General features: G+C 67.8%; 24 protein-coding genes. 10 read left to right on the top strand and 14 right to left on the bottom strand.

Annotated elements, in window-relative coordinates; all coding sequences use genetic code 11:
• Window positions 1-26: 26 nt before the first annotated feature.
• Both gndA and ACWEQQ_RS19280 read right to left on the bottom strand, forming a co-directional pair.
• Window positions 27-1,469: an NADP-dependent phosphogluconate dehydrogenase gene (gndA, locus tag ACWEQQ_RS19285; protein ID WP_452339506.1), complete on the bottom strand. Its 1,443-nt coding sequence runs from the start codon at window positions 1,467-1,469 to the stop codon at window positions 27-29.
• Between the two features lie 144 nt (window positions 1,470-1,613).
• Window positions 1,614-2,558, bottom strand: coding sequence for a LysR substrate-binding domain-containing protein (locus tag ACWEQQ_RS19280; protein ID WP_452339507.1), 945 nt, complete (start codon window positions 2,556-2,558; stop codon window positions 1,614-1,616).
• Window positions 2,559-2,830: 272 nt separating this feature from the next.
• Here ACWEQQ_RS19280 and ACWEQQ_RS19275 point away from each other — a divergent pair, with 272 nt between their 5' ends.
• Window positions 2,831-3,607, top strand: coding sequence for a C1 family peptidase (locus ACWEQQ_RS19275; RefSeq protein ID WP_452339508.1), 777 nt, complete (start codon window positions 2,831-2,833; stop codon window positions 3,605-3,607).
• A 106-nt stretch (window positions 3,608-3,713) separates the two neighbouring features.
• On the top strand, window positions 3,714-4,445 hold the full coding sequence (locus ACWEQQ_RS19270; protein ID WP_452339509.1) for a DUF7873 family protein: 732 nt from the start codon (window positions 3,714-3,716) through the stop codon (window positions 4,443-4,445).
• A gap of 24 nt (window positions 4,446-4,469) precedes the next feature.
• Here the strand turns inward: ACWEQQ_RS19270 and ACWEQQ_RS19265 are convergent, their stop codons facing one another.
• From ACWEQQ_RS19265 to ACWEQQ_RS19255, 3 genes are all read right to left on the bottom strand, one after another.
• A complete protein-coding gene (locus ACWEQQ_RS19265) occupies window positions 4,470-6,155 on the bottom strand; it encodes an alpha/beta fold hydrolase (RefSeq protein ID WP_452349125.1) in 1,686 nt (561 codons plus the stop codon).
• A 71-nt stretch (window positions 6,156-6,226) separates the two neighbouring features.
• Complete coding sequence (locus tag ACWEQQ_RS19260) at window positions 6,227-6,784, bottom strand: TetR/AcrR family transcriptional regulator (RefSeq protein ID WP_452349124.1); 558 nt, start codon at window positions 6,782-6,784, stop codon at window positions 6,227-6,229.
• Window positions 6,785-7,265: 481 nt separating this feature from the next.
• Entirely contained in the window at window positions 7,266-7,871 is a 606-nt protein-coding gene (locus ACWEQQ_RS19255) for a TetR/AcrR family transcriptional regulator (RefSeq protein ID WP_452349188.1), read from the bottom strand.
• A gap of 106 nt (window positions 7,872-7,977) precedes the next feature.
• Between ACWEQQ_RS19255 and ACWEQQ_RS19250 the strand changes: the two genes are divergently transcribed.
• Window positions 7,978-8,463 (top strand): nitroreductase family deazaflavin-dependent oxidoreductase, encoded by a 486-nt coding sequence (locus ACWEQQ_RS19250; RefSeq protein ID WP_452349123.1) that lies wholly within the window; start codon window positions 7,978-7,980, stop codon window positions 8,461-8,463.
• 13 nt (window positions 8,464-8,476) lie between these two features.
• On the opposite strand, the gene ACWEQQ_RS19245 is transcribed toward ACWEQQ_RS19250, so the two are convergent.
• A complete protein-coding gene (locus tag ACWEQQ_RS19245; protein ID WP_452349122.1) occupies window positions 8,477-9,259 on the bottom strand; it encodes a helix-turn-helix domain-containing protein in 783 nt (260 codons plus the stop codon).
• A gap of 451 nt (window positions 9,260-9,710) precedes the next feature.
• On the opposite strand from ACWEQQ_RS19245, the gene ACWEQQ_RS19240 reads away from it, so the two are divergent.
• Both ACWEQQ_RS19240 and ACWEQQ_RS19235 read left to right on the top strand, forming a co-directional pair.
• On the top strand, window positions 9,711-10,649 hold the full coding sequence (locus tag ACWEQQ_RS19240; protein ID WP_452349121.1) for a cutinase family protein: 939 nt from the start codon (window positions 9,711-9,713) through the stop codon (window positions 10,647-10,649).
• Window positions 10,650-10,762: 113 nt separating this feature from the next.
• Window positions 10,763-11,473, top strand: coding sequence for a hypothetical protein (locus tag ACWEQQ_RS19235; protein WP_452349120.1), 711 nt, complete (start codon window positions 10,763-10,765; stop codon window positions 11,471-11,473).
• Between the two features lie 65 nt (window positions 11,474-11,538).
• Here the strand turns inward: ACWEQQ_RS19235 and ACWEQQ_RS19230 are convergent, their stop codons facing one another.
• The 3 genes from ACWEQQ_RS19230 to ACWEQQ_RS19220 form a co-directional block, all read right to left on the bottom strand.
• Window positions 11,539-13,020 carry a glyceraldehyde-3-phosphate dehydrogenase gene (locus ACWEQQ_RS19230; RefSeq protein WP_452339516.1) on the bottom strand — a complete coding sequence of 494 codons (1,482 nt, stop codon included), beginning with the start codon at window positions 13,018-13,020 and terminating at the stop codon, window positions 11,539-11,541.
• Between the two features lie 116 nt (window positions 13,021-13,136).
• On the bottom strand, window positions 13,137-13,616 hold the full coding sequence (locus tag ACWEQQ_RS19225; RefSeq protein ID WP_452349119.1) for a DUF4253 domain-containing protein: 480 nt from the start codon (window positions 13,614-13,616) through the stop codon (window positions 13,137-13,139).
• Between the two features lie 127 nt (window positions 13,617-13,743).
• A complete protein-coding gene (locus tag ACWEQQ_RS19220; protein ID WP_452339518.1) occupies window positions 13,744-13,986 on the bottom strand; it encodes a hypothetical protein in 243 nt (80 codons plus the stop codon).
• 366 nt (window positions 13,987-14,352) lie between these two features.
• On the opposite strand from ACWEQQ_RS19220, the gene ACWEQQ_RS19215 reads away from it, so the two are divergent.
• On the top strand, window positions 14,353-14,964 hold the full coding sequence (locus tag ACWEQQ_RS19215; RefSeq protein ID WP_452349118.1) for a hypothetical protein: 612 nt from the start codon (window positions 14,353-14,355) through the stop codon (window positions 14,962-14,964).
• A gap of 268 nt (window positions 14,965-15,232) precedes the next feature.
• Here ACWEQQ_RS19215 and ACWEQQ_RS19210 read toward each other — a convergent pair whose 3' ends face one another.
• Together ACWEQQ_RS19210 and ACWEQQ_RS19205 are read right to left on the bottom strand one after the other, a co-directional pair.
• A complete protein-coding gene (locus tag ACWEQQ_RS19210) occupies window positions 15,233-15,649 on the bottom strand; it encodes a VOC family protein (protein ID WP_452349117.1) in 417 nt (138 codons plus the stop codon).
• A gap of 75 nt (window positions 15,650-15,724) precedes the next feature.
• Complete coding sequence (locus ACWEQQ_RS19205) at window positions 15,725-16,804, bottom strand: Gfo/Idh/MocA family protein (RefSeq protein WP_452349116.1); 1,080 nt, start codon at window positions 16,802-16,804, stop codon at window positions 15,725-15,727.
• 113 nt (window positions 16,805-16,917) lie between these two features.
• On the opposite strand from ACWEQQ_RS19205, the gene ACWEQQ_RS19200 reads away from it, so the two are divergent.
• Entirely contained in the window at window positions 16,918-17,505 is a 588-nt protein-coding gene (locus tag ACWEQQ_RS19200; protein ID WP_452349115.1) for a TetR/AcrR family transcriptional regulator, read from the top strand.
• Between the two features lie 373 nt (window positions 17,506-17,878).
• Window positions 17,879-18,235 (top strand): hypothetical protein, encoded by a 357-nt coding sequence (locus tag ACWEQQ_RS19195; RefSeq protein WP_452349114.1) that lies wholly within the window; start codon window positions 17,879-17,881, stop codon window positions 18,233-18,235.
• Window positions 18,236-18,513: 278 nt separating this feature from the next.
• Here ACWEQQ_RS19195 and ACWEQQ_RS19190 read toward each other — a convergent pair whose 3' ends face one another.
• Complete coding sequence (locus ACWEQQ_RS19190; protein WP_452349113.1) at window positions 18,514-20,340, bottom strand: DUF222 domain-containing protein; 1,827 nt, start codon at window positions 20,338-20,340, stop codon at window positions 18,514-18,516.
• A 325-nt stretch (window positions 20,341-20,665) separates the two neighbouring features.
• On the opposite strand from ACWEQQ_RS19190, the gene ACWEQQ_RS19185 reads away from it, so the two are divergent.
• Window positions 20,666-21,622, top strand: coding sequence for a hypothetical protein (locus ACWEQQ_RS19185; RefSeq protein WP_452349112.1), 957 nt, complete (start codon window positions 20,666-20,668; stop codon window positions 21,620-21,622).
• Between the two features lie 433 nt (window positions 21,623-22,055).
• On the opposite strand, the gene ACWEQQ_RS19180 is transcribed toward ACWEQQ_RS19185, so the two are convergent.
• A complete protein-coding gene (locus ACWEQQ_RS19180) occupies window positions 22,056-23,258 on the bottom strand; it encodes a lipid-transfer protein (RefSeq protein ID WP_364615718.1) in 1,203 nt (400 codons plus the stop codon).
• Window positions 23,251-23,697, bottom strand: coding sequence for a Zn-ribbon domain-containing OB-fold protein (locus tag ACWEQQ_RS19175; protein ID WP_354838229.1), 447 nt, complete (start codon window positions 23,695-23,697; stop codon window positions 23,251-23,253). Before ACWEQQ_RS19175 ends, ACWEQQ_RS19180 begins: the two co-directional genes overlap by 8 nt.
• A gap of 83 nt (window positions 23,698-23,780) precedes the next feature.
• Here ACWEQQ_RS19175 and ACWEQQ_RS19170 point away from each other — a divergent pair, with 83 nt between their 5' ends.
• The gene (locus ACWEQQ_RS19170) at window positions 23,781-24,605 is read left to right on the top strand and encodes a GTP-binding protein (RefSeq protein ID WP_452349111.1); all 825 of its coding nucleotides are present in this window, start codon (window positions 23,781-23,783) and stop codon (window positions 24,603-24,605) included.
• Window positions 24,606-24,652: the final 47 nt, after the last annotated feature.

Genomic DNA, 24,652 nt, shown 5'->3' with positions numbered 1-24,652 from the left:
CGTAGAACGTCTTGTCCTACCGGAAATTACGCGGGGACTTCGCTGCGGTCGCCGCTCCACAGCGTGTGGTACTTGCCTTCGGCGTCGATGCGCTCGTAGGTGTGGGCGCCGAAGAAGTCGCGCTGGCCCTGGGTCAACGCGGCCGGGAGACGCTCGGCGCGCAGGGCGTCGTAGTACGACAGCGAGGAGGCGAAGGCCGGGACCGGGATGCCGAGCTGCGTGGCGGTCACGACGACCCGACGCCAGCTGTCGACGGCGTTCTCGATGGCCTCACGGAAGTACGGGGCGAGGATCAGGCTCGGCAGGGCCGGGTCCGCCTCGTACGCCTCCTTGATGCGGTTGAGGAAGCGGGCGCGGATGATGCAGCCGCCGCGCCAGATGGTGGCCAGGTCACCGGGGTGCAGGTCCCAGTTGTATTCGGCGGAGCCGGCGGCGATCTGGTCGAAGCCCTGGGCGTAGGCGACGATCTTGGAGGCGTAGAGGGCCTGGCGGATGTCCTCGGTGAATTGGGCCACATCCGTGGGCTTTTCGCCGAGGGCGCCGGAGGAGAGGCCCTTGGCGGCGGCGCGCTGGGCGCGGGAGCCGGACAGGGCGCGGGCGAAGACGGCCTCGGCGATACCCGTCACCGGGATGCCCAGATCGAGGGCGGACTTGACGGTCCAGCGGCCGGTGCCCTTCTGCTCGGCGGCGTCCACGATCACGTCGACGAGCGGCTTGCCGGTCTTGGCATCGACCTGCTCGAGCACCTCGGCGGTGATCTCCACCAGGTAGCTCTCCAGCTCACCGGAGTTCCACTGGGTGAACACGTCCGCGATCTGCTTGGCGTCGAAGCCCAGCGCGTCCCGGAACAGGTTGTAGGCCTCGCCGATGAGCTGCATGTCGGCGTACTCGATGCCGTTGTGCACCATCTTCACGAAGTGGCCGGACCCGTCGGGGCCGATGTGGGTGCAGCAGGGGGTGCCGTCGACCTGCGCCGCAATGGATTCCAGCAGCGGGCCCAGCGACTCGTAGGACTCCTTCGGGCCGCCCGGCATGATGGCGGGCCCGTTCAGCGCGCCCTCCTCGCCGCCGGAGATGCCCGCGCCGACGAAGTTCAGCCCGCGCGCCTTCATGGCCGCCTCGCGGCGGATGGTGTCGGTGTAGAGGGCGTTGCCGCCGTCGATGATGATGTCGCCGGGCTCCATGGCCGCGGCCAGCTCCTCGATCACGGCGTCGGTGGCGTCACCGGCCTTGACCATGATGAGCACGCGGCGCGGCTTCTCCAGCGCGGCCACGAACTCCTCGACGGTCTCGGTGCGCACGAAATCACCATCGCCGCCGTGCGCCTCGAGCAGCGCGTCGGTCTTGCCGATGCTGCGGTTGTGCAGGGCGACGGTGTACCCGTGCCGTGCGAAGTTGCGGGCGATATTGCTACCCATGACCGCCAGGCCGGTCACGCCGATCTGAGCGCGCGCTTCCGAGGTCGCCATGAAACAGCCTCTCCGTTCGAAGATTGTGATGACCGCACGAAGTCTCCTCGGCGGCGGCATCGACGGATGCGCTCCACGACGCCATACCTTTTCTACCCGGTCCGGCCTCCGCCGCACCGAGGGACCCCGGCCACGCGGCCGGGCTCAGCCCGCCAGGCGACCGGTGACGGGCGGGATCGCGGCCGCCTCGGGTTCGCGGCGGGACGTCCAGCCGAGCCGCTCGCCCAGTACCCGGGCACAGCAGCGGATGGAGCGCACGGCCTCGGTCTCGCCGTTCGCGCGCCACAGCAGCGACCACGGATAGTAGGCGGGCTCGGCGATCGCGATCCAGCGCAGGCCCGGCAGCGGCGCACAGGAGCGGGGCACGCACACCAGCGCGTGACCGTCGCGGACCAGCCGGCCCGCGCCCAGCACGCTGTGCACCGTGCCCGGGTAGGGCTTGGCCGCGAATCCCGCTGTGCGGCACAGCTCCCGGATGTACTCGTTGAATTCCGGTGCGCGGGATTCGTCGGCGAACACCAGCGTCTCCCCGGCCAGTTCGGCGAGCGGCACCGCGTGCCGGTGCGCCCAGGGATGCTCCGCGGCGACCAGCACACCCAGCCGATCCAACCGGATGACCTCCGACGCCACCCCGTCCGGCAGCTGTGTCGCACGCCCGATGCCGACATCGAGCCGCCCCTGGGCGAGCAACCGGCACTGCTCGGGCACCCCGGCCTCGACCTGATGCACCTCGACCAGTTCCGGATGATGATGCCGGACCGCGGCCAGCACCACCGGCATGGTGTCGAAACTGGCGTCCCCCTGCGCAACCCGCAGGACGGCATCGGTCCCGGTCATGGTGCGCGCCGCGGCCGCGGCCCGGTCGACGTGGCTGAGGATCAGCCGGGCCTCGCCCAGCAGCAGCGTGCCCGCGGCGGTGAGGCGCACGTGGTGGGTGCTGCGCTCCACCAGCGGGACCCGTAGTTCGCGTTCCAGCCGCTGAATCTGCTGGCTCAACGCCGACTGGACGATGTGCTCGCGCGCCGCGGCGCGCCCGAAGTGCAGTTCCTCCGACAGCGTCACGAAGTAACGCAGTTGCCGCAGCTCCACGACCGACCCCCTCGCGCCGTTCGGCACCGGTGGTCGATGACCGGTTGCCGTCGGCAGTTTCTCCTTCTCGTGCCCATCGAATATCGCGCGCACGGCCGTCCGGGTAACGAGTGGTGGGCTACCCGATTTTCGGAGACATACCCCGATCAGTTCGAGTGAAGATGTTTTCGGACTTCGCTGGTTTCCGATCGCGGCGGCCCGGGCTGCACTGGAGGGCATCAGAACTCGCCCCGCCGGGCGGATTCACCGTTTCCCTCGAAGGACCGCCCGTCATGAAAGCAATCAGCATCAAGCAGAACAAAGGGCTCGGCTGGATTCCGGACCTACCCGACCAGCGCGATCACCTCTACGCCGCGCCGGCCGCGACGATCGCCCAGCTGCCGCCGTCCGTGGACCTGACCTCGAAGTTCGCCCCCGTCTACGACCAGGGCAAGCTCGGTTCCTGCACCGGCAACGGCATTGCGGGGGCACTGCAGTTCGACGCGATGAAAGAGCAACTGGCCGACGTATCCGTGCCGTCCCGGCTGTTCATCTACTACAACGAACGCGTCATGGAGGGCACGGTCGGTCAGGACGCGGGCGCGATGATCCGCGACGGCATCAAGAGCGTGGCCACCGTGGGCGCCTGCCCGGAATCCGAATGGCCCTACGATATTTCGGAATTCGCGATCGAACCGCCGCAGAAGTGCTTCACCGATGCGGCCGAGCATCGGGCCATCCAGTATTCCCGGGTGGCGCGCACGCTCTCCCAGATGCAGGGGTGCCTGGCCGACGGATATCCGTTCGTCTTCGGCTTCACCGTCTACGAGAGCATCTTCACCCCGGAGGTCGACAAGACCGGCGACATCCCCCTGCCCGCCGCCAATGAACAGGTGGTGGGCGGACATTGCGTGGTCGCGGTCGGATACGACGACACCCGGTCGGTATTCCGGATCCGCAATTCCTGGGGTACCGCCTGGGGCCGGAACGGATACGGCACCCTGCCCTACGCGTACATGCTCTCGGTCAACGCGTCCGACCTCTGGACCATCCGCACTGTCACCGGCTAGCCGCCACGGACAAGCCGAAACCGCTTGTCCGCCAAGCCGGATACCCACGGCAGCGACCGCCGAAAACCGGTGGTCGCTGCCGCGTGCGCACCGATACAGTGCCGGAATGACACGTTTGAATCAGATTGTCGCCGTCGAGAAAGGGATCAAGTCCCGGACCTTCTCCGACCTCACCGAGGCCCATCACAAACTGGCCAAGAACCCGCTGCTGAGCGGTATTTCGCGCACCTACCGCCCCAAGGACGAGGAGGGCGAGCAGCTGCCGCCCGAGTCGACGCGCGTCCAGGTGAGATCCGAGGAGGTCCTGCAGGCCACGGCGGAGATCCTGACCAAACTGTTCGACGTGGTGGCCACCAAGGACTGGGCGAACTGCACCGCCACCGCCGATGTGGTGGTGGACGGCCGCACCCTGGTGCAGGGCGCGCCCATCACCTACCTGCTGTTCCTGGAGAAGCAGCTGGTGGACCTGCACACGTTCGTGCGCAAACTGCCGGTGCTGGATGCCGCGGAGTCGTGGGAATACGATGCCGCCGCGGACTGCTACGCCACCGAGCCGGTACAGACGGTGCGCACCAAGAAGATTCCACGCAACCACGTGAAAGCCGAAGCGACGGAGAAGCATCCGGCGCAGGTCGAGGTGTATCACGAGGATGTGGTGGTCGGCTACTGGCGCACCATCAGGTTCTCCGGCGCGCTGCCCGCCAAGCGTGTCAACGAACTCACCGAGCGCGTCGAAAAGCTCCAGCACGCAGTCAAGTTCGCGCGCGAAGAGGCCAACAATGCCGAGATCACACAGCGCAAGCTGGGCGATGAGGTCTTCGGATATCTGTTCGGCTGATCCCCGCGCCGTCCACGGCCGGAGTCACCCGCGGAGCGGGCCGGGGACCGGTTCGAGATGGCCGGCAAGCTGGGCCGGGTGGGTGAGCTGCGGATAGTGTCCGGCGCCGGGCAGTTCGGTCACCGGATGGCCGACGGGCACGACCAGCGGATCGGCCGACCCGGCGATGATCTCGACCGGGACACTCACCCGCTCCAGCAGTTCCCGGGACCGCGCCCGCTCGGCGTGCACGGTCCGCATTGCCTCGACTACCCGCCGCGCGACTCCGGGGCGTCGCAAATCTGCTGCGGCACTGTCTATCTCGGGACCCGAGGGAACTCCCAACATCTCGGCGAGCCGGTCGGTGGACATGCGCCGGAGGACCGACGCCGCCAGCGGCGAGCGGGCCGACTTCGGACCGGGAGCCTGCAGGAACGGCGGGGAGATCAGAACGAGCCTGCTGATGCGGTCGGGATGCTCGACGGCATAGCGCAGTGCGGGCCCACACGCCAGCGAGTGCGCGACGAGCACCGGCCGCGTCCGGACCTGGCTCAGCACCTCCCCCAGCCACTCCTCCACCGGCCGGCCGGAGGCGGCCGAGCGGCCCAGACCCGGCAGATCAGGCGCCAGGACCGAACCGCGCAGCCGCGCGGCGAGCGGAGCCCACAGATCGGCATTCATCGGAAGCCCGTGCAGCAGCACGTGATCGGGGGTGTGCCTGTCTCCGGCGATCCAGGTCCGGCTGCCCGCCACGGTATGGAAGCCGTAGGGGCGCGCCCACGGTGACGCGGCGCCGAAGCGCTCGGCGACCAGGTCGTCGGCCCATGTCCGCAGCGCATCGTGCGCGGAGGGCATCTCCAGACCCGTTGCGGCGGCGAAGGTTCGAGCGGAAGCCGTCGGATAGCGGTCGGTCGAGAGGAAGGACAGCGTCTCGGGATCGGCTCCGGTGATCCTGCGCGGCAGGCGCCGGAGCAGACCGACGGGAACGCTGCGGCGCGGCGCCCGCACCCCCATCTGGTCGGCGACCGTGCGCACCAGTTCGGGCAGTCGCGGCGTGGTGTCGTCGAGCACCCAATGATGCTCGCCCGCAGGCGATTCGGGAACAGCCGCCAAGAACCGAACGAAGTAGTCGATGGTGACGATGGGAACGAAAACCTCCGGACCACCCGGGATTGCGGGCAGCCGCCCCTCCCACAGATCCCGGACCAGGCCGGCCAGCCCGAGATGTTGCCCCGGCCCGATCACGGTGCTCGGGTTGGCAATGGTCAGCGGCACGCCGTACTCTCGTGCCCGGTTCCGGACCGCGAGATCGCCCTCGAATTTCGATGCCTCGTACGCCCCCAGTCCGGCGTAGTCGGGCTCGCCGTCCGGCGCGCTGACCCGGTACCCGCTCACGTGCACCAGCCGCCGCAGCCCGGGCAGGGTCGCGGCCCAGTCGAGCACATTGATCGCCCCGATCACATTGGTAGCCCGCGCCTCTCGCACGTCGAGCCCGAACGCGTACCGCGCCGCGGCGTTGTACACGTCGCGCACCTCGGGCAACCCCGTGAGCGGTGCGGTGATGTCGGCGGTGACGACCGTCAGCCCACCGATGTCGACCCCCTTGGCGACGAGCCACGGGGTCAGGGTGTCGTTCCGCACCACCGCCGCCACCCGCTGCCCCCTGCCGAGCAACTCGGCGACCAGCGAACGGCCGATGAATCCTGTTGCGCCGAAGACGATTGCATCCATGCCCACTCCTAATAGACCGGTCTATATATTCTCGAGCCAAAAAGAGAGCCGGCGATCACGCCGGCCCGCACTCACCGCAGCCAGACGGCGATCTGCCTGCCGACCCGATTCAGCGGCTCCCTGCTGCGATGCGCCCTGGCCAGCAGCAGCGCGCCCTCGATCAGGGCGAGAATCGCGGTTGCCAGGTCATCGGCACCGGGCTGCCCGGCCAGCCGCGCACGCAGGGTCTCCTCCCACGAGGAGTAGACCTCCGAGCACGCCTGCTGCATGGAGTCATTGGCGGCGGCCGTCTCGAGCGCCACGGTGGCGACCGGACACCCCTTCCGCCACTCCGACGTTTCCAGTCTGTCCCCCAGTTGCTGTAACACCAGGTCGACCAATTCGGCCACCGGCAACTCGGAATCGGCAAGCGCCCCAAGGGAATCGCCGATCACCCCGCCGGCCCGTCGCACGGACTCCCCCACCAGCTGGTCCTTGCCGCCGGGGAAGTGGAAGTACAGCGAACCACGCGGCGCACCACTGAGCGCGATCACCTGGTTGAGCCCCGCGCCGAAGTACCCTCCGGCCTCGACCAGCTGCTGCGTAGCGTCCAGCAGCCGGTCTCGCGTTTCGGCGCCCTTCTGTCCCATGCGGAAAAACTAGACCGGTCTACATATTTCTGTCAACCCCGGCCCGCTCGGCGAGCGGATAATCGCTTGGCCGACCGCCGCGGCGCCGTCTACAGTCGGCAGTGCGCAAGGAGCGCAAGCTGAAACCGAAGTTCCCTGTGACGGGCACAGCGGCCCAGTGGAGGTTCGAATCCTCCTCCCGCCATCCACGGCGGGATAGCCCAATTGGCAGAGGCACCGCGCCCTCAAACTCACACTCTCGCTCCAGTTTCAGCATTCGCCGCCGAACGCCGAATCGAGGGAACGGATTGTCAGCGTGAAGGTTGCGGGTTCAACTCCCGCCGGCTCAGCCACCAATGGGCCGTAGCTCAATCGCAGAGCGTCACGTTAACTTCAGACTCAACCCGTTCTTAAACGTGTCGGCGTGCCGCAAATGGGCGGACACCGAAACCCCGGGGCAGGCTAGGCCCCGGGGTTTCCCATCCCGCTCCCCGTGGCGCGGCTACTGCTCATGCGTCCCAGGTAGCGCGGGCGCAACCCATCTCGAGAGATAACCGCGAATCTCCTTGCCCCGCCGCGGTGGTCGGCCCGGATCGATGATGAAGGACTGCACGATCCGCAGCATGTGCTCGACGAGTTCGTCCAGATCGGCGCCGGAGATTCCGGCCGCGGCCCAATCCACCGAGAAACGTTCCAGTATCGAACGCCCGAAAGACCGTGCGGTATCGGAGGTTACGCCGGCCGAGAAAGCGCCGGCCCGCCCCGATCGCAACAGCAGGCCGAGGTATTTCTCCTCCGGCAGGCGCTCGAGCGTATAGGCGATACCCTCCACCACGGCGGTCGCCGGATCGCGGATTTCACCGAGCCGCTCCGCCAGCACATCCAGGAAATGTTCCGTCTGCGCCAGGGCGGTGGCCGTCAAAAGTGCTTCGGCACTGGGGAAGTAGCGATACACCGTCTGACGTGTGACACCGAGATCGCGGGCCACCTCGGCAATGCTGAACTCGGCACCGGAACGATCGATGGCCCGCCGCGCGGCGGCCACGATGCGCTCGACGGCCTCCGTGTCATCGGCCGGCGCCGCCCCCGACCATCCATGCGTGCGCACCGGATCGCCATCCCTTCGCTCGCGACTGTCCCGGCCGAGATTACCGTCCGGCCTTGACCATACACATGGCCATGACTGTATGGTCAGTGGACGCGAAAGGAAGCCCATGACCACCACCCCGCCCCGGCCCCCGCAGCTCGACTCCCCCGTCCTGCCCAAGATCTTCAAGCGGGTCGGCCGGGCCCAGGTCTGGATCTACCGGCGCACCGGCGGCCGCATCGGCGGAAAGTGGCGCATCGGTGCGGGCTTCCGCAAACCGGTGCCGACCCTGCTGCTCGAACACCGCGGGCGCAAGACGGGCGCCGTCTACACCGTCCCGCTGCTCTACATCACCGACGGGCCCGACACCATCGTGGTGGCCTCGCAGGGCGGGCTCCCCAAACACCCGCAGTGGTACCGCAATCTGTGCGCCGATCCGGACACCCACATCCAGATCCGCGCCGACCGCTTCCCGGTGCACGCCGTCACCGCCGATCCGCAACAGCGCGCCCGGCTGTGGCCCCGGCTCGTCGACGCATACGCCGACTTCGACACCTATCAGGCCTGGACCGAACGGGAGATTCCGGTCGTGATCCTCCGGCCGGCCGGCTAGTCGCCGCACCGCCTCAGACGGCCAGCGCGACCGAAGCGACGATGTGGCCCGGATAGAGCTCGGTGTTCAGCACGCCGACCTGCACCCGGAAGCTCCGCACCGCGCCCGTGCTCCGATCGCGCAGCCGCATGGTGTGCACGGGCGGCGCGAATCCCACATCGCCCGTGGCCCAGAATCGCCGGAAATCCGGAAAGGCGCCGAGCTCCCGCATAATCCCGGCGAATCCGCCGGGATCCGCGGCCGACCCCACGGTCCCCCGCAGCCAGCTGACCGACTGCCGGACATCGGATTCCCAGTCGACCATCACCTCCCGGGCCATGGGATCGGCGAACATCCACCGGTAGAGATTCCCGACCTCGCGCAATCCGGGCAACGCCTGCGCCCAATCTTCGTTCCCGGCCAGCACATTCCCGCGGATGTCGTACAGCGCGGCCAGGTTCGGCCGGTGCATCGCGAGCACTCGCAGAACGTCGGCGTCGATCGACTTCCGCAACTCCGCGACCGTCGGATGGCCGCCGATCTCCAGTCCCGCCAGATCGTGGAGATAGCGAAGCTCCGTGGCCGACAATGGATTCCACGACTCCAGGCACCGCACGAGCGCGTCCACCACCGCCCGGGTCGGCTTGGCTTTCCCGCCCTTCTCCAGCTGCGTGATATAGCTGGCGCTCACTCCGGCCGCGAATGCCAGGCGTTCCCGGGAGACGCCCCGATCGTCGCGCAACCGGCGCAGCAGTTCGCCGAACGAGGGAAGCGCGACCGCCTGCCTCTCGTCGATACTTCCTACACGGCCCGTCATAGCCGCCCGGCTTCCTTCCCGCCCCCGCCGTTTCGTCGGACAACAGTCCGAGATCGCGGCCGGGGCAACGCCCAGGACGGAATGCTGCCACAATTTCCACCGTCGTGTCCCGCAACAACACCGGCAATCCGACGAGGGCAAGGCCCGAATCGGCAAACCACGGCATTTCGAGATCGACGTGTCACACGGGCAGCGTTTCGATATCAGTGCTGCCGGTCTGCGCAATTCGAGGAATTACCGTCATCGAACTCGATACGGCGCAATCGAATTCGGGCGGACCAACGCCGAACCGGGGTTCCCCGAAGGCAAGTCCGAGATATCCGATCCGTCCGGTTACCGGCGTTTCCCGCGCAATCAGCGGCGGGACCAACCAGTTCCTTTGGTATGTTGCACCGAGCACGACCCTGCGGTGGAAAAGTCGTCCGAACGATTCGAACAAAGGGTGTGGGCCTTGTCCTTTCGAGCACTGCGAACATTCCGGGTGGCCGGCGGCGCTCTCGCGGCCGTCGTGGCGGCCGCGACCGGAATCCTGACGGTCACCGGCGCGCCCAGCGGGCAGGCCGCGCCCGCCGACTGCCCGGGCCTCTCTGTCATAGCCGTCCCCGGCACCTGGGAGACCTCCATCGAGAACCCGAAGCAGGGCATGCTCTCGCAGGTCACCCGCGGGCTGCCCACCACGGTGCACGCCGACTACGTCAGTTATCCCGCCACCGCCTTCCCCTGGGACGGCGAGGTCTACGGCAGCTCCAAACGGGAAGCCGTGAATGCCGCGCGGGCGCTGCTCGCCGGGACCGCGGCACGCTGCGCCGCAACGCGTTTCGCACTCATCGGCTACAGCCAGGGCGCCGACGCCGCGGGCGACCTGGCCGCGGAGATCGGCACCGGGCTGGGAGTGGTCCCGCCCGATCGGGTGGTCGCGGTCGGGCTGATCTCCGACCCGCGCCGCTCCCCCACCGATGCGCTGATCGGCCCGCAGGTCCCCGGCACCGGCGCGGGCGGAGCGCGCGCCGGCGGCTTCGGCTGGCTCAGCCCGAAGGTCCGCACCTTCTGCGCCGCGGGCGATCTCTACTGCTCGGTCCCCAACGACGATCTGGCCGGGCGCTCGGCCGGTCTGCTCACCCAGCTGACAGCGCAGGATCCGGTCCAGATCCCGAGTTACGCGATGACCCTGCAATCCATTCTGAACGAGGCCCTCTGGCAGGGCGGCGCCGCCATCCTGTCCGCCCCGGCCGACGACCCCGCGAGCGAGCAATGGCTCCGCCAGGTCCAGGATTTCCTGGCTTCCGGCGTCCACCAGTCCTACCCGCACTACGTCGTCGACGCCGACGGCACCACCGCCACCACCTGGCTGCACAACTGGCTCGCCGACACCGCCGACCAGAAGCCCTGACGACACGAATCAAATTTCCGGAACGAGTTCATTTCAAAACAGCCCGACCGGTCCTCGGCTCGGGGTACCTTCCTGCCCGTGTCCGTCAGCGGACCGGAAGGAATTGAAAGACAGTGTTCATTGGTCAAATCGGGTCGACCGCGATCCTTGCGGCCGACTCGGCCGACTCCTCCGGCGTCTCCGCCGGCACCCTGCTGATCCCGGCGGCCGGCGTGGTCCTGCTGGTGGTGGGCCTCGTCCTGCGCAATCGGGCGAAGCGGCCCGCGGCCGACGCGGCAGCCTCGGCCGGCCTGCCCAAACACACCGGCACCGTCGTCGCCGTCGCGGGCGTGCTGATCCTGGCGCTCGGCATCCTCGCCACCGTCACCAAGGGCGCCAGCACGACCGCCACCCACGATCCCGAACTCGCCGTGGGCAACTGCGTGACCGCCAGCGACTACCGCGGCGCCCAGATCGGCAAGATCCACGCCACCCCGTGTGACGACCACACCGCCGTCTACGAGCTGGCCGCCTCGGTCACCAACGGCGCCACCTGCCCGGACGGCAAACTCCGGGACGCGGGCTACTTCGTGCTGACCGACGGCAACCACTCGCTGTGCTTCGCCCCCAATGTCAAGGTGGGCGACTGCTATTCGATGCAGGCCGACGTCAACCAGATCACGCCGGTCGACTGCGCCAGCAAGGCCGGGCCCGGCGTCACGGTCCAGATCGGCGGCCGCTTCGACGGCACCACCGACCCCAACCAGTGCGCCATCCCCGCCGGGGCGACCGTCACGCCGCAACCCGCTCGCGTGGTGTGCTGGCAGCCGGTCAAATCCAGCTAGACCCGACATGTGAACAGGGCCGGGCAGTGTGACTGCCCGGCCTCGTTCACATCGTCGACCGGGAATTACACCGCCGCGGCCACAGCGGGCACACCCTCGGCGAGGTCCTGCTCGCCCAGCCGCGGGTACGTCGGATACTCGATGCCCGAGATGTACTGCACCGTCCGCACGACCTGGCACGAATAGCCGAATTCGTTGTCGTACCAGAGGTAGAGGATCGCGGTGTCACCATCCACGATGGCGGCATTGGCATCCACGATCGACGCCGCCCGCGACCCGATGAAGTCACTCGACACCACATCGGTGGCTGCGGTGAAATCGAGATTGCGGCTCAGCGGACCCGACAGCGACACCTGCCGCAGGTACTCGAGCACCTCGGTCTTCGTGGTCTCCCGCTTCAGCTGCAGGTTCAGGATCGCGACCGAAACATCCGGCGTGGGAACGCGAATCGAGCTGCCGGTGATCTTGGCCTGGAAGTCCGGCATGGCCTTCTTCACCGCCGACTGCGCGCCGGTCTCGGTCAGCACCAGGTTGAACGGCGCGGACCGGCCACGGCGATCCGACTTGTGGAAGTTGTCCAGCAGGTTCTGGTCATTGGTGAACGAGTGCACCGTCTCCACATGCCCGCGCACGATGCCGAACTCGTCGTCCATCGCCTTCAGCGGCGGCACGATCGCGTTCGTGGTGCAGGAGGCGCAGGAGAAGATCTGCTGCGACGCGTCCTGGTCGCGGTGGTTGACGCCGTGCACGATGTTCGGCACGTCGCCCTTGCCGGGCGCGGTCAGCACGACCTTCGCGATACCGGGACGCAGGTGCTGCTCGAGCCCCGCGCGGTCGCGCCACTTGCCGGTGTTGTCGATCAGGATCGCGTCGTTGATCCCGTACTCGGTGTAGTCGATCTGCGCCGGGGAGTCGCTGTAGATGAACCGAATCACGTTGCCGTTGGCGATGATCGTGTTGTTCTCGGCATCGACCTTGATGGTGCCGTTGAACTGCCCGTGCACCGAGTCCCGACGCAGCAGCGACGCGCGCTTGACCAGGTCCTCCTCGCCACCCTTGCGCACCACCACGGCCCGCAGGTTCAGCCCGTTTCCGGAGCCGGCCTTCTCGATGAGCAACCGGGCCACCAGGCGGCCGATCCGGCCGAAGCCGTACAGCACTACGTCCCGCGGGCCCGGCGCCACGGCCTTGTTCCCGTCGAGCACCTCCGCCAGCACCGTCGCGGTGAACTCGGGAATCGACAGCCCGCGGTCGTCGGCGCGGTAGGCGTGGACCAGGCGGCCGAGGTCGATCTTGCTCGGTCCCAGATCCAGCTCGCTGAGCACCTCGAGGAAGGGCAGCGTCTCGTCGATCGACAGTTCCTCGCCCTCGATCTGCCGCGCGAACCGGTGCGTCCGCAGAATGCTGATCACCGATTTGTTCACCAGCGACCGGCTGTGCAGGAGGATCGTCACCCCCTTGTCGCGATACAGCCTGCCGATAATCGGAATCATCGCCTCCGCGGCAGCCTCGTGAGCGTTCCAGCGGTCAAGATGGTCGGTAGTCAACACAAATCCTCGGGGTTGCCTCGATGCGTACGTGCACCGATGCTAGCCAGCCCCGCGGTATCACAAACCGCGGCTACCCGCATGTGAGATCCAGGTCGCGCCGGGAGCCCGCGAGGTCAGTCCCACCAGAACCACCACAGTGGCGCGGCCGCGTGCGGCTTCAGCTCGTCCAGCGTCCCCACGCCCTGATGCACCTGATCCGAGCAGTACAGGAACCGTTCGAGCGAAACGGCAAGCGCCTCTTCATCATTCTGCGGCGGATTGCCCACCCGCAGCGCGATGGTGCCCAGCCCCATTCCCATCAGCTCCGCACCCCAGTGCCCCGCCCAGCGGCGCAGCATCGCGGCGTGATCGCTGCCGTCGAGGTCGTAGTTGCAGGCTCCCCACCAGTTCAGCAGGTGCGGCACCAGCCACGGCTGCGGCGCCGGGACGAGCGCCAGGTACTCGGTGTCGTCGTCGAGGACGGCCCAGGCGTCGGCCCAGCCGAATCCGTCGTGATCCAGATCCGCGGCGGTGAGCACGCGCGGGCTCCGTGGAATCGAGTCGACGCCCTCGGTGACCGGCAGCATCCCCATCCGCCCGGAACGGCGGTACACCAATCGAATTCAGCACCCCCGGATCCAATCAGCCCGGACCGACAATCCGCCGCTGCCGGGTTCCTAACCGGAGGCGGTCGCCGCGACGACGACCGCCCGCTGCCGATTCGCCGCTGTGCTGGGCGCCTCAGTGCTGTGCGGAGAGGCTGCTGAGCACCCCGCCCGCGTAGCCGCCGCCGAAGGCGCTGCCGAGCGCCGCCGCCGCACTACCGGCATCGACCGACCCGGCGCCCACGGCATTGCCCAGATCGGCGGCCGAGCCCGGCGTGATGTCGACATCCGTCAGTGGAAGCCCGTCCGCTGCGGCCGTCCCGATGCCCGCTCCGAACAGAGCGCAGGCCACCGCACTCACAAGAATGGTTCGTTTCATGAAGCTGTTCCTCTTATCCACGTCGCGAAGCAGGTGTAGTCGTCCCCTGCTCCGCGCGCCAGAGCATATGAAATATTGGTAATTCAGATGAGCGTTTTGGACCGTTTGGTACGCCGACCTCGCCCGACGCTCGATCGGCCCGCGTCGATAACACCGATTTGCGAATAGATCGCCGAGGCGCGTGCCCTGCGATTCCGAGCCGTGAAGACCGTGGTTCCGGCGGCACGCCCCTGACGCGGAGTCGTTGCCCTCGGCGAATACCCATAGCCGCCAGCGCATTTTGGGAAGCCGGTCACATTCGTGTTGTGCCCCGCCGGCCGCCGACGATGGGGGTGTGACAGCAGTCGCTTGGAAAGGCGGATAGACATGGCAGGTCGGCATCGTGCGGCGAGCAAGCCCAGCAGAGTGCTGCGCGGACTTCCGGTAGCCGTGGTCGTCCCCGCCGCGGTCGGCGTCGCCGGGATGGGTACGGCCGCGGCCGAGCCCGCCGCCCCTCGGGTCATCGAGCCCATCGCGATGGTGAACACCGCCGCGGACGTGGCAACCGACAGCCCGGTCGCCGAGCCGATCGCGATCGCCGCGGCCACCCAGCCGTCCGCGCCGGTGGCCTTCGTCCCCGACGCCGCCGCCTCCGCTCCGGCAGTCGATACTCTCGAACCCGTTGCGCCCCAGCCCATTCCGTCTGCCACCTCGATCGCCACGGCGGCTCCGATCGCGAGCCCCATCGAGAACGGCACCTACATCGGCCAGACAGCGGGCCAAATCCTCGGTGGCATCTCCGGCGCGATCCTCGGCGGCACCGCGGGCAGCGCTCTCGCCACCGCCCTCACCGCCGGCGTGGCCCTGCCCATCGGCGCGATCGGCGGCGGCATCATCGGCGGCGTGGCGGGCACCTACATCGGCTACTACGCAGGCTCTTTCATCGGATCCTGGGTGGCCGAGCAGGCCCCGCAACTGATCCCGAACGTCCTCCCCTGACCCGGTGCACCATCCCTGCGGCACCGGCACCGGATAGTCCGCCTCCACCACGGTCACTGCTCCATCGCATGAGCGTGGAGCGCACGGGACTGATCGTCTCGGGCGTCCGAATACATACGGCGAGGCGCTCGATCCCGCCCGCACGGTGGGCATCGGCGACACCCCGAGCACTCACCGGACGCGATAGTCGATGCGCTGGAACCGAATACAAGCGCCGCCGCGGTGGAAGAACTGCTCGAGGGTTGAGCGTCGCGATCCTCTCGCCTACTCAGCCGCGGCCCGCGCGGTCGGGTTCGGGTGGCCCGAGCAGGTCCCACCGGTTTCCGGAGATGTCGAGGAAGACGGCAACCTGACCGTAGGGTTCGGTGCGCGGCTCGGTCACGAACTTCACACCGGCACCGACCATCCGGCGATACGTCCCCGCGAAGTCGACGACCCGGAGAAAGAACCCGACTCGCCCAGCGACCTGATCTCCGACAGCGCCGCGCTGCCTGTCCCCGTCCGCTTGCGCAAGCAGGATTCCGGTAGTCCCGGCGGGTGGGCGAACGACGACCCACCGTTTCGGACGTCCATCATTGGTGCGCGACGGGGAGTCCTCGATCAGATCGAAACCGAGTGTCTCGACGAAGAACTCGATGGCGGAGTCGTACTCCTCGACAATGATCGTGATCAGCTCCAGATGCACTCCGTGAGCCTAGGGCGTCCCCAGCCTGGCGTTCGGGTGAAATGCATCAGCGGAAATACTCGAACGGCGTGTCGGTTACGAGATGTGCCGGACGATTCCATCGGTCGCGGACTCTTCGATGGCGGCGAGGAGCCGGTGGTGGCGCAGGGCTGACTCGAAGCTGGGATGTGGTTGGCGGGCTTCGGCTATGGCGCGGGCGACTTCCTGGTAGAGGGCTGCGATGTTGGCCGGTGGGCCGGACCGGACGCCGGCGGGGACGGTGCGATAGGTGTCGGGCACGGGCCAGGCTTCGCCGTCGATCCGGATGTTCCAGTCGCCCCAGTGGATGAATGTCCCGGGCTCGGTTGGGGCGGCGGTCAACGTGCCATCACTGCCAACGAGCTCGAGGCGGAACCCTTGCCGGGCGGGCCCATTGCCGCCGTGCACGGCGACGGAGGCGGTGGCGCCGCCGGCCAGCAGTCCGTGTAGCAGGACGTGGCTGGGCGTGGCGTTGGGTACGGTCCGATCCGTCCCCGCGACGAGAACGTGGTCGTGCATGCGAGGGAGTCGTGCGGTGACCTCGGTCAGCGGGCCCGCGACCCGTTCGAGTGCGGCCAGGAAATGACCGGCCATGATGGTCAGGATGTTGGTTCCCGCTGCAGGATCCAGGCCGAACACCAGATTCGGCCAGATTCGACTGCCACCGAAGGGAGCCCCTTCCGCCACCAGCGCGACCGATTCGAGCCTGCCGATCCGACCGTCTGCCAACAGGTCTGCGGCGAAGCGGGCACTCGCGGAATGGTGGCCCTGCAGGACAACCGCGTGAACGACGCCGGCGGCGGTGGCGGCCTCGGTCAACTCGCGCGCTTCGTCGGCGTCGACGCCCAATGGCCACTCGGACACAACGTGTTTGCCCGCATCGAGTGCCGCCCTGATCACGGCGGCATGGCCGGAGGCCTTCACCGAGACGACGACCAGGTCGACGTCGGGGTGCGCGGCGAGTTCGCGTGCGTCGGCGAAGGCATGCCGGGCGCCGTGGGCGGCAGCGGCCCGGTCCGCGCTGGCCTGGTTGGTGGTCGCGACCGCGGTCAGATCGAACTCCTCGAGCGCGGCGAGCGCGGGTAGGTGTGAGCTGTCCGCCCACCCGCTGGCCCCGACAACTCCGACTCGGATCATGTCCCACTCCTTAGTTATGTACCTTTCGGTAAGAAACTAAATGGCACGGCACGCACGCGCAAGCGGTAATGTACCGATAGGTAAAAAACACGGGAGAGAGCACGGAGAACGGCATGCCCGGCGGACGACCACGCGCATTCGATGCAGACACCGCACTGGACCGCGCGCTGGAAGTGTTCTGGCGGAACGGTTATGAGGGCACCTCGCTGGCCGACCTGACCGCCGCGATGGGCATCAACAAGCCCAGCCTCTATGCCACCTTCGGCAACAAGGAAGAACTGTTCGGCAAGGTTCTCGCCCGCTACCTCGACGGCCCCGGCGCCTACGCCGCCGACGCGCTGGACGCGCCCACCGGCCGCGAGGTGGTCGAGCGGCTGATCCACGGGGCCGTCGACCTGACCGCAGGCAAGAACACGCCCCATGGTTGCCTGTGCGTCAAGACCGTTCAAGCCTCAGGACCCGACGCACACGCCGTACGCCAGGAGGCCGCCACCGTACGAAAAGCCGGCGAGGCCGCACTGCGCAGGCGGCTCGAGCAGGCCACCGACCTGCCGTCGAGCCACGAACCGGCCGCCCTGGCCGCACTCGTCCACACGATCTCCGACGGCCTCGCCGTCCAGGCCGCAGCCGGGCGCAGCCACGACGAGCTGCGACAGATCGGCGACTCGGCACTGCGCGCACTGCTGGACGCAGACACCTAGACCGCGCCGCCAAAAGTTCAGCGCTCCACAATGATTCACCGGAGCAACCGCGATGCGTGGTCGAGCTCGACCAGATCCGGCTCGGCCGAGGGAATCGCCCACGCTGAAGACTCGACCCCGGCCCGAGCCCGGCAGGCGCGCGATAGCCGAGCGTTGCGAAACGCAACTGGTGGCCTTGCACTGCCTCGATCCGCCCGTGTCCGTGCTCGAGTTTCAGCCGAGACGGGTGACCGCGCCGCCTCCAGAGCCCTCGAACGCCCCGTCCAAGGCATTACAGTGGCCAGATCGTGGCTGGACTCAGGAAATGGTCTCTCCAGGGCGCTTGATCGGTGAGCGATCGGTCCCCGAGATCGACGACACTTGGGAGGAAAGCATGAGCGCGGGAATGATCGTGCTGACCGTGCTCAACGGCGTGGTCTCCGCGATAGGCATCGGCTTCGGAGTGGCTGCGGCCCTACGTCCTTCGGTCTCGAGTCACGAGGAGGACCCCACTGCGGGAGAACGTTTCTACGCGCGGGCCTACGCGGTGAGAGCAGTGCCGCTGGGACTCCTCGCCGGCGTGGTTCCCTTCTTCCCGCACGGCGCCATCAGCGCTCTCGCCCTGGTCGCCGCTGCGCTCGCCCAGGCGGGAGATGCGGTGATCGGCGCAGGGCGTAGAGAAGTGCAAATGGTTGCCGGACCTTTGTTTGCGTGCGTTGTCCACGTGATCACCGCGATCGCGGTGGCCTAGAGTCACTGGTCACCAGGAGCTGCGGAAGATCAACGGGCCGAGAGCCGTACGGCCGCGACGTGCACGCACATGCGGATGTGGGTGCAATCGAGCACTATCCGAGACCGAACAGCAGCCTCTCGCCAACTCCTCAGTCGCAGTGCATGTTCAGAACGGCTGCGCCGCCAATTCATCCGCTCATGACAGCCCACTCGATTGCCACGACCCGCTGTCTGAAACGACCACGGGACCGACCGGAAAATTCAAAGGACATAGATCATCTCGGACGGCCACCTGGGTCAGAAGGGCGGATCGTCATCGCGCTCGGTAGCCGTGCGGATGGGCGAGGCGTTGGGCTTGGGAGTATGGCCGCGGATGCGTGTTCGTGCTTTCCGTCGCTGGGCGGGTGTGCAGTAGACGTGCACCAGTTCGGTCATGGCGTTGGTCACCGGGCCCGGATCGATCAACGGCTGTACAGGTTCGGCGTCGGGGACGCCGGTGGCGCTGAGCTGCGGCACCGGCAGACGCGGGAACAGGAACTTCGCGCCCTCGGGGGTGGTGGTGACCGATCCGCCTGTGGGCGTGCGCCATTCGACAGTCCGGTCGCGGTGGTGGAGGACCTGCCAGCCATTGACCCCGTTGTCGGCCAAGGTCTTGAGCCGGTGATGCCGACGACACCGGCACCCCAGATTGGCTTCGACTGTGCGGCCACCGTTTTCGGGGTTCGCGTGGTCGAATCGGTCTTGGTGATCGAGATCGGAGGCGACGGCGGGCACCACGCAGCCAGGCGCGCGACAGCCCCCATCCAGCGCCCGCACCCGCGCGGCGACACCCGCACCGGGCCGGTACCGCAGTTCGCTGTCGACACTGCGGTTTTCGGCGGTTGCGGCCGAGTCGACGAGAGCGCCAGCACCTCTGGCAGCGCTGGTGTCCGTACCGGAGCCCGTGCCGGTGGCGGAGCTTGTCCCGGCTGCGGCGTTCATGCTGGTGCCGGTGGCGACAGTAGTGCTGGCGGCTGCGCTGATGCCGGTGGCAGTGGCTGCGTTGATGCCGGTGGCGGTGGCGACAGTAGCGCTGGCGGCCGCGTTGATGCCGGTGGCGATGGCAGCGTTCACGCCGGTGGCGGTGGCAGCGGTGGTAGCGGCGGCTGCGTTGACGCCGGTGCCGACCGCAGCGAGGGTGCCGACGGCGGTGGCGGCGGTAAGGGCGTCGGTGTCGGTGTCGGTGATGATGGTGAAGCGGGCGTGGCGGGCGATCTGGCGTGCCAGGTCCGCGTCGATGGCCCCGAACCCGGCCAGCAGCGCCGGGTTGTCACGGAGGCCGGCCAGGGTTTCGGCCGAAACACCCACCTGCACCAAGGATTTGCGCGCCGCGCGGAGTGGGTCGGCGGTGGCGGCGCGGGGACAGTCGACATGCCCGCAGCGGCAGGTGAGTTGGCCGCTGCCGTCGGCCAAGGCCACCAACGCATCGGCGCGGCGCTGGCTGGTGGTGCGCGGATCACGGCCGCAGCACTGGGTGACCGCCATCTCCCGCAATCGCTCGTAGAGGGCTTGGCCTCCGGCGGCGGGCAGCACCGCCTCCACCTGTGCGGTGCCGTCGTCGGCGGCGGTGACCTTCACATACCGGTCGGCTTCGGCGGCCTTACGGCGGGCAGCCTGCCCGGCCGGGTCGGCCTCGAAAAGCCAGCGACGCAGGGTGCGCCGCACCCGCTGCGGCTCAGCGGTTTCCGCATACGCCGCGATACGCGGCTCCAGCACCGCAACCAAATCGTCGGAGACGTTGGTGAGAACGTCACTGATCACACGCACCCGCGCCAGATCCAGACGCCCGGCCTCGAAACCGGACCGGGTCACCGGATACCGGTGCGCCAACCCCAGCCCCACCCCGATCAACCCGTCCACCGAGCGCTGCGACACCCGCAGCGCGATCCCGATCTCGGTGGCCGCATCCTCCCCCGCATACAAGGCTCCGACCCCGAGCGCGAGCTGCTGCGCGCGGCGCAACCGATACAGCCGTGTCATCAAGCCGATCTCCTCGGCTTGGGCCGCAGCAATCATCGAGTGCACCACCTGAAGCCGCTCCACGACCTCGGCGGCAGCAAGCATGTCATCAGCGGACTCGACCATGCATTCGATAATAGTTTCGAATCACGCGACACGACAGCAGGATCACCACAACACGCGCGGTAAATCATTGGCTAACAACAGCTTTGATCGCCAACGCGAACGAGTCGAGCGTCCCGACATGCCGCGGCCCGCGCGGTTCAACGCACCCACACGGCAGCCCGAACAGTTCCAAGCCTCAGCCCATCGCGAGGCGTAGCCCAGCCGTTGACAACGCGCCATGCTGCCGAATTTCGTGCGCTTGTAGCCGAGCTGGAGGTCTGAACCGCAATCCTGTCCGACCCGGCCGCTACGGTGATCGGTACACAATCGCTCATGGGGGCCAAATATGGGTTATGACATCAGCTTTCATCCTGTGGACATGCGCCTGGCCGAGGAACGGGTCATACCGTTTCTGGCCGGCCGGGGCAGCGACGATGATCTGGACGATCTGATCGCCGACGCCGTACGACAGGCGAAGGTTCGGTTTCGTGCGAACGCGTGGGGACTGGGCGTTCTGAAGGCATCCGGCAGCAGGGATTTCGACAGCGGCCTCTACCTCTGGGGCCGGCCGTTCTTCGTCACCGCCGATGATCCGGCGACCATCGCCGAAACCGTTGTGCGCTATTGCAATTCCACTCTCGACGAGGTCGACGATCTGGCCCGCAGTCAGATCGACCTGCTCGATCCGGCCCTGTCGAAACACGTCCAGCCTGACATGGCAGGCACCCTGCCCGCCGACCATAACCTGGCCAAGGGCTTCCGCTGGAAACTCGACCTGCTGCGGGGAGCGACGTCCGCAGTCCGCGCCGGCCGCCTGACCATCCGCAATGGCGATGGCGACGAGATCTCCGCCGCAGACGCACTGACCGGCAATATCCAATTCGTCCTGATCGAATTCCTCGCCGCGCTGCTTCCCGGCTGGATCGAGCGTGGCCGGGTATGGCCCACCGAACTGGCCGAACAAGCCACGACCAACGGCTATCCGCCACTGTCCGACAACACCCCGTTGTTCGGTTCCTTCCCGGCCGAGTTCCCTTCGCTGGATTGGGAATCCAACTGGACCATTCCCTCGAACTATGCGATCGGCGGCTACGCCGCGCCCTCGAACATCCAGCCCTTGCGAAACTGGCTGTCCCAGAATGTCGAAGCGCTCGCCGCGGTGGGCGACAAATGGGACGATCGCCCCTACGTCCGCAAGGCCCTCCGCAAGCTCGACGAAGCCTTGGCCCTGGCCGAACTGACCGGCTCCGCCTTCGTCGAAGCCGCCGAGATCTACTACCCCGGGATGGGCACCGTCAACTGACGCCCTCCCACCCCTTCGCAAGCATGCCGCCGAGGCGTCCGCCTATGCCGCAACCCGCGCGGTCCGAGGTGGCCGGCGTGACGCATCTGGCGGCGAGACCGACTGCGGCCCAGGATATTCGCATTGCGGACTTTCGTGTGATGCCGGATACCCGGAGGCGGCGTCCTGCAATTTGCCGAATACTATTGGGCAACAGGGCATCCCGGCCGGGATCGGTGACACTCCGCAGGGAGGTGATCATGATTGTCTGTGGGCGGCTTACGGAGGCAGGGTTGGCCGCTGCGCGGCGACTGGCTGATGGCCCTCGGGTAGAACAACCGCATCTCAGTCGGTCGGGAGGCGGGCGGCCCTCGAACGAAAAAACCGGCAGATACCGTGCGGTACCTGCCGGTTCAGCGTCGGGTGCGACGAGTGGACCCGGGTGTCTCCGAGGTCAGCGGGTGGCGATGATCGCCGAGCCGTGACCGAAGAGACCCTGATTCACCGCGATTCCGGCGCGGGCATTCTCGACCTGGCGACCGTCGGCCTGGCCACGCAACTGCCAGGTGAGCTCGCAGATCTGAGCGATGGCCTGCGCTGGAATCGCCTCACCGAAACAGGCCAGGCCGCCACTGGGGTTCACCGGGACCCGCCCGCCCAATGTGGTTGCGCCGCTGCGCAACAGCGCCTCGGCGCCGCCCGTCTCGCAGAGCCCGATGTCCTCGTACCAGTCCAGCTCCAGCGCGGTGGACAGGTCGTAGACCTCCGCGAAGGACAGTTCGTCCGGCCCGAGCCCGGCCTCCTCGTACGCGGCCTGCGCGATGGCGGAGCGGAACGCGTGCGGCGGGGCCTCGACGGCCACCGCGGAATCGGTGGCGAAATCCGGCAGATCGATGACGGTCTTCGGGAAGGTCGGCGTGACCGTCGACAACGCCCGGATGCGGACCGGGTCGGCGATGCCGTGCCGGCGCGCGTAGTCCATCGACGTCAGCACCAGCGCGGCGCCGCCGTCACTGGTCGCGCAAATGTCGAGCAGCCGCAAGGGATCCGACACGATCGCCGAGGCCGCGACCTCCTCGGCCGCCACCTCCTTGCGATACCGGGCATACGGGTTGTTCAGGCCGTGGCGGGCGTTCTTCACCTTGACCGCGGCAAAATCCTCGAGCGTGGCACCGTGCAGCGCCATCCGGCGGCGGGCGTAGAGCGCGAAGTAGATCGGGTTGGTCGCGCCGAGCAGGTGGAAGCGCAGCCAGTCCGGATCATCACGGCGTTCACCGCCGACCGGCTGGAAGAAGCCCTTCGGGGTGGTGTCGGCGCCGATCACCAGCGCCACATCGGTCAGTCCGGCCAGGATCTGCGCACGCGCATTGGCAATGGCCTGCGCACCCGAGGCGCAGGCGGCGTAACTGCTCGAGATCCGCGCACCCGACCAGCCCAGTGCCTGAGCGAAGGTCGCGCCCGCGACGAAGCCGGGGTACCCGTTGCGGATGGTGTCCGCGCCGGCGATGTACCCGACATCGAGATGGTCCACCCCGGCATCGGCCAGCGCCGCACGCGCCGCGACCAGCCCGTACTCGACGAAGTTCCGCCCCCACTTGCCCCACGGGTGCATGCCCGCACCGAGGACGGCGATGTCCCGATCGTTCGTGTCAGTCATTGACCGGCCTCCACATCCACACCGTGTGCTCTGCCTCGTCGTCCTCGTACAGCGTGCCCACGGCCAATTCCACCGGCATGCCCACGGCCAGATCGTCGACGGTGAACCCGCGCACCACCTGTCCGAGAATCACCATCTGCTCGACCTCGAGCTCCACCGCCGCAACGACATACGGCTCGAACGGATCCGCCGAGACATAGGGCGCGGGCGGCTTGTACCGGGCGTCGGCGTACGACCAGATCCGGCCACGCGTGGAAAACAGGTATTCGGCCAGCTCGGAGCCGTCCTTCGCACCGGCACAGCGCGGGTTGCGACAGGCCAGCGTGTTCCGCGGGAAATACGGTGTGCCGCAATCCTTGCACCGGCTCCCCTTGAGCCGCACCACACCGTCGTCCGCAGTGAACCAGTCAGCCACAGCGGGGCGTTGTTCTTTCTGCACAACCCCGACGGTATAGGAACACGTTCTACTTTGGGGCCGAATTCCGCTCCGCGAATCCACGCCCGGAGGTACGGTGACTCCAGATGGAGGATGCCCGGCACCCTCGAGTCGATCTGGAGTACCACAACGCGATGGGCACCAAAGCCATTGACCCGCAGTCGATCCGCAACGTCACCCTCCTCGGCGACCCCGCCGACACGGCCCGACTGGCCCACCACCTGCGCTGCGGTTCCGGCAACCCCACCTCCAGCCCCGCGACCGCGCTCCACTGGGCAACAGACGGCGTCGAGCACACGATCCGCCTCGCCGAGCTATCGACCCAAGCCCCGATTGCGGCCCTGCAGCGCTCCATCCGAGTAGCCGACGGCGTGATCGCAGTGGTCGACGCCGCCACAAGCCTCGCCCCCCGCCTCGAAACCATGCTCCGCGTGGCCGACGACCACCAGGTCGCCCGCCTCTGCCTCATCACCGGCCTCGACCACCCCGACGCCGACTTCGACCACTGCGTCCGCACCATCGCCGACACCCGCGGTGCAGCCCCCCTCCCCCTCCAGATCCCCATCACCCCAGGCCCCCACCTCGAGGGCCTCATCGACCTGATCGCCCTCTGGTCCCTCGAACCCCTGGCCGCCGAAATCTATGGCAGTCACTGGAAACTCGCCGAACCCTGGCACCGCAATCTCGCAACAACAGTGACAGCCCAACGCGCCGGTTCCACTACCCCCATCACCCAGCCAGAACTCCCCCGCGACCAGCTACATCACCGAATCCGCCACGCAACCCGCATAGGCGACACAATCCCGGTCCTCTGCCACTCCGACCCCCTCACCCCACTCCTGGACGCCATAGTCCGCTACCTCCCCTCCCCATTGGACGTCTGCCAACCAGAACACGCCCTCGACTACTGACGGACGCCGCCCTCGCCGCGAATCAGCGCAGCGCTATGCGCACCTCG

It is taken from the genome of Nocardia sp. NPDC004123 (assembly GCF_053603795.1).
This window is presented reverse-complemented; position numbering and strand designations above follow the sequence as displayed.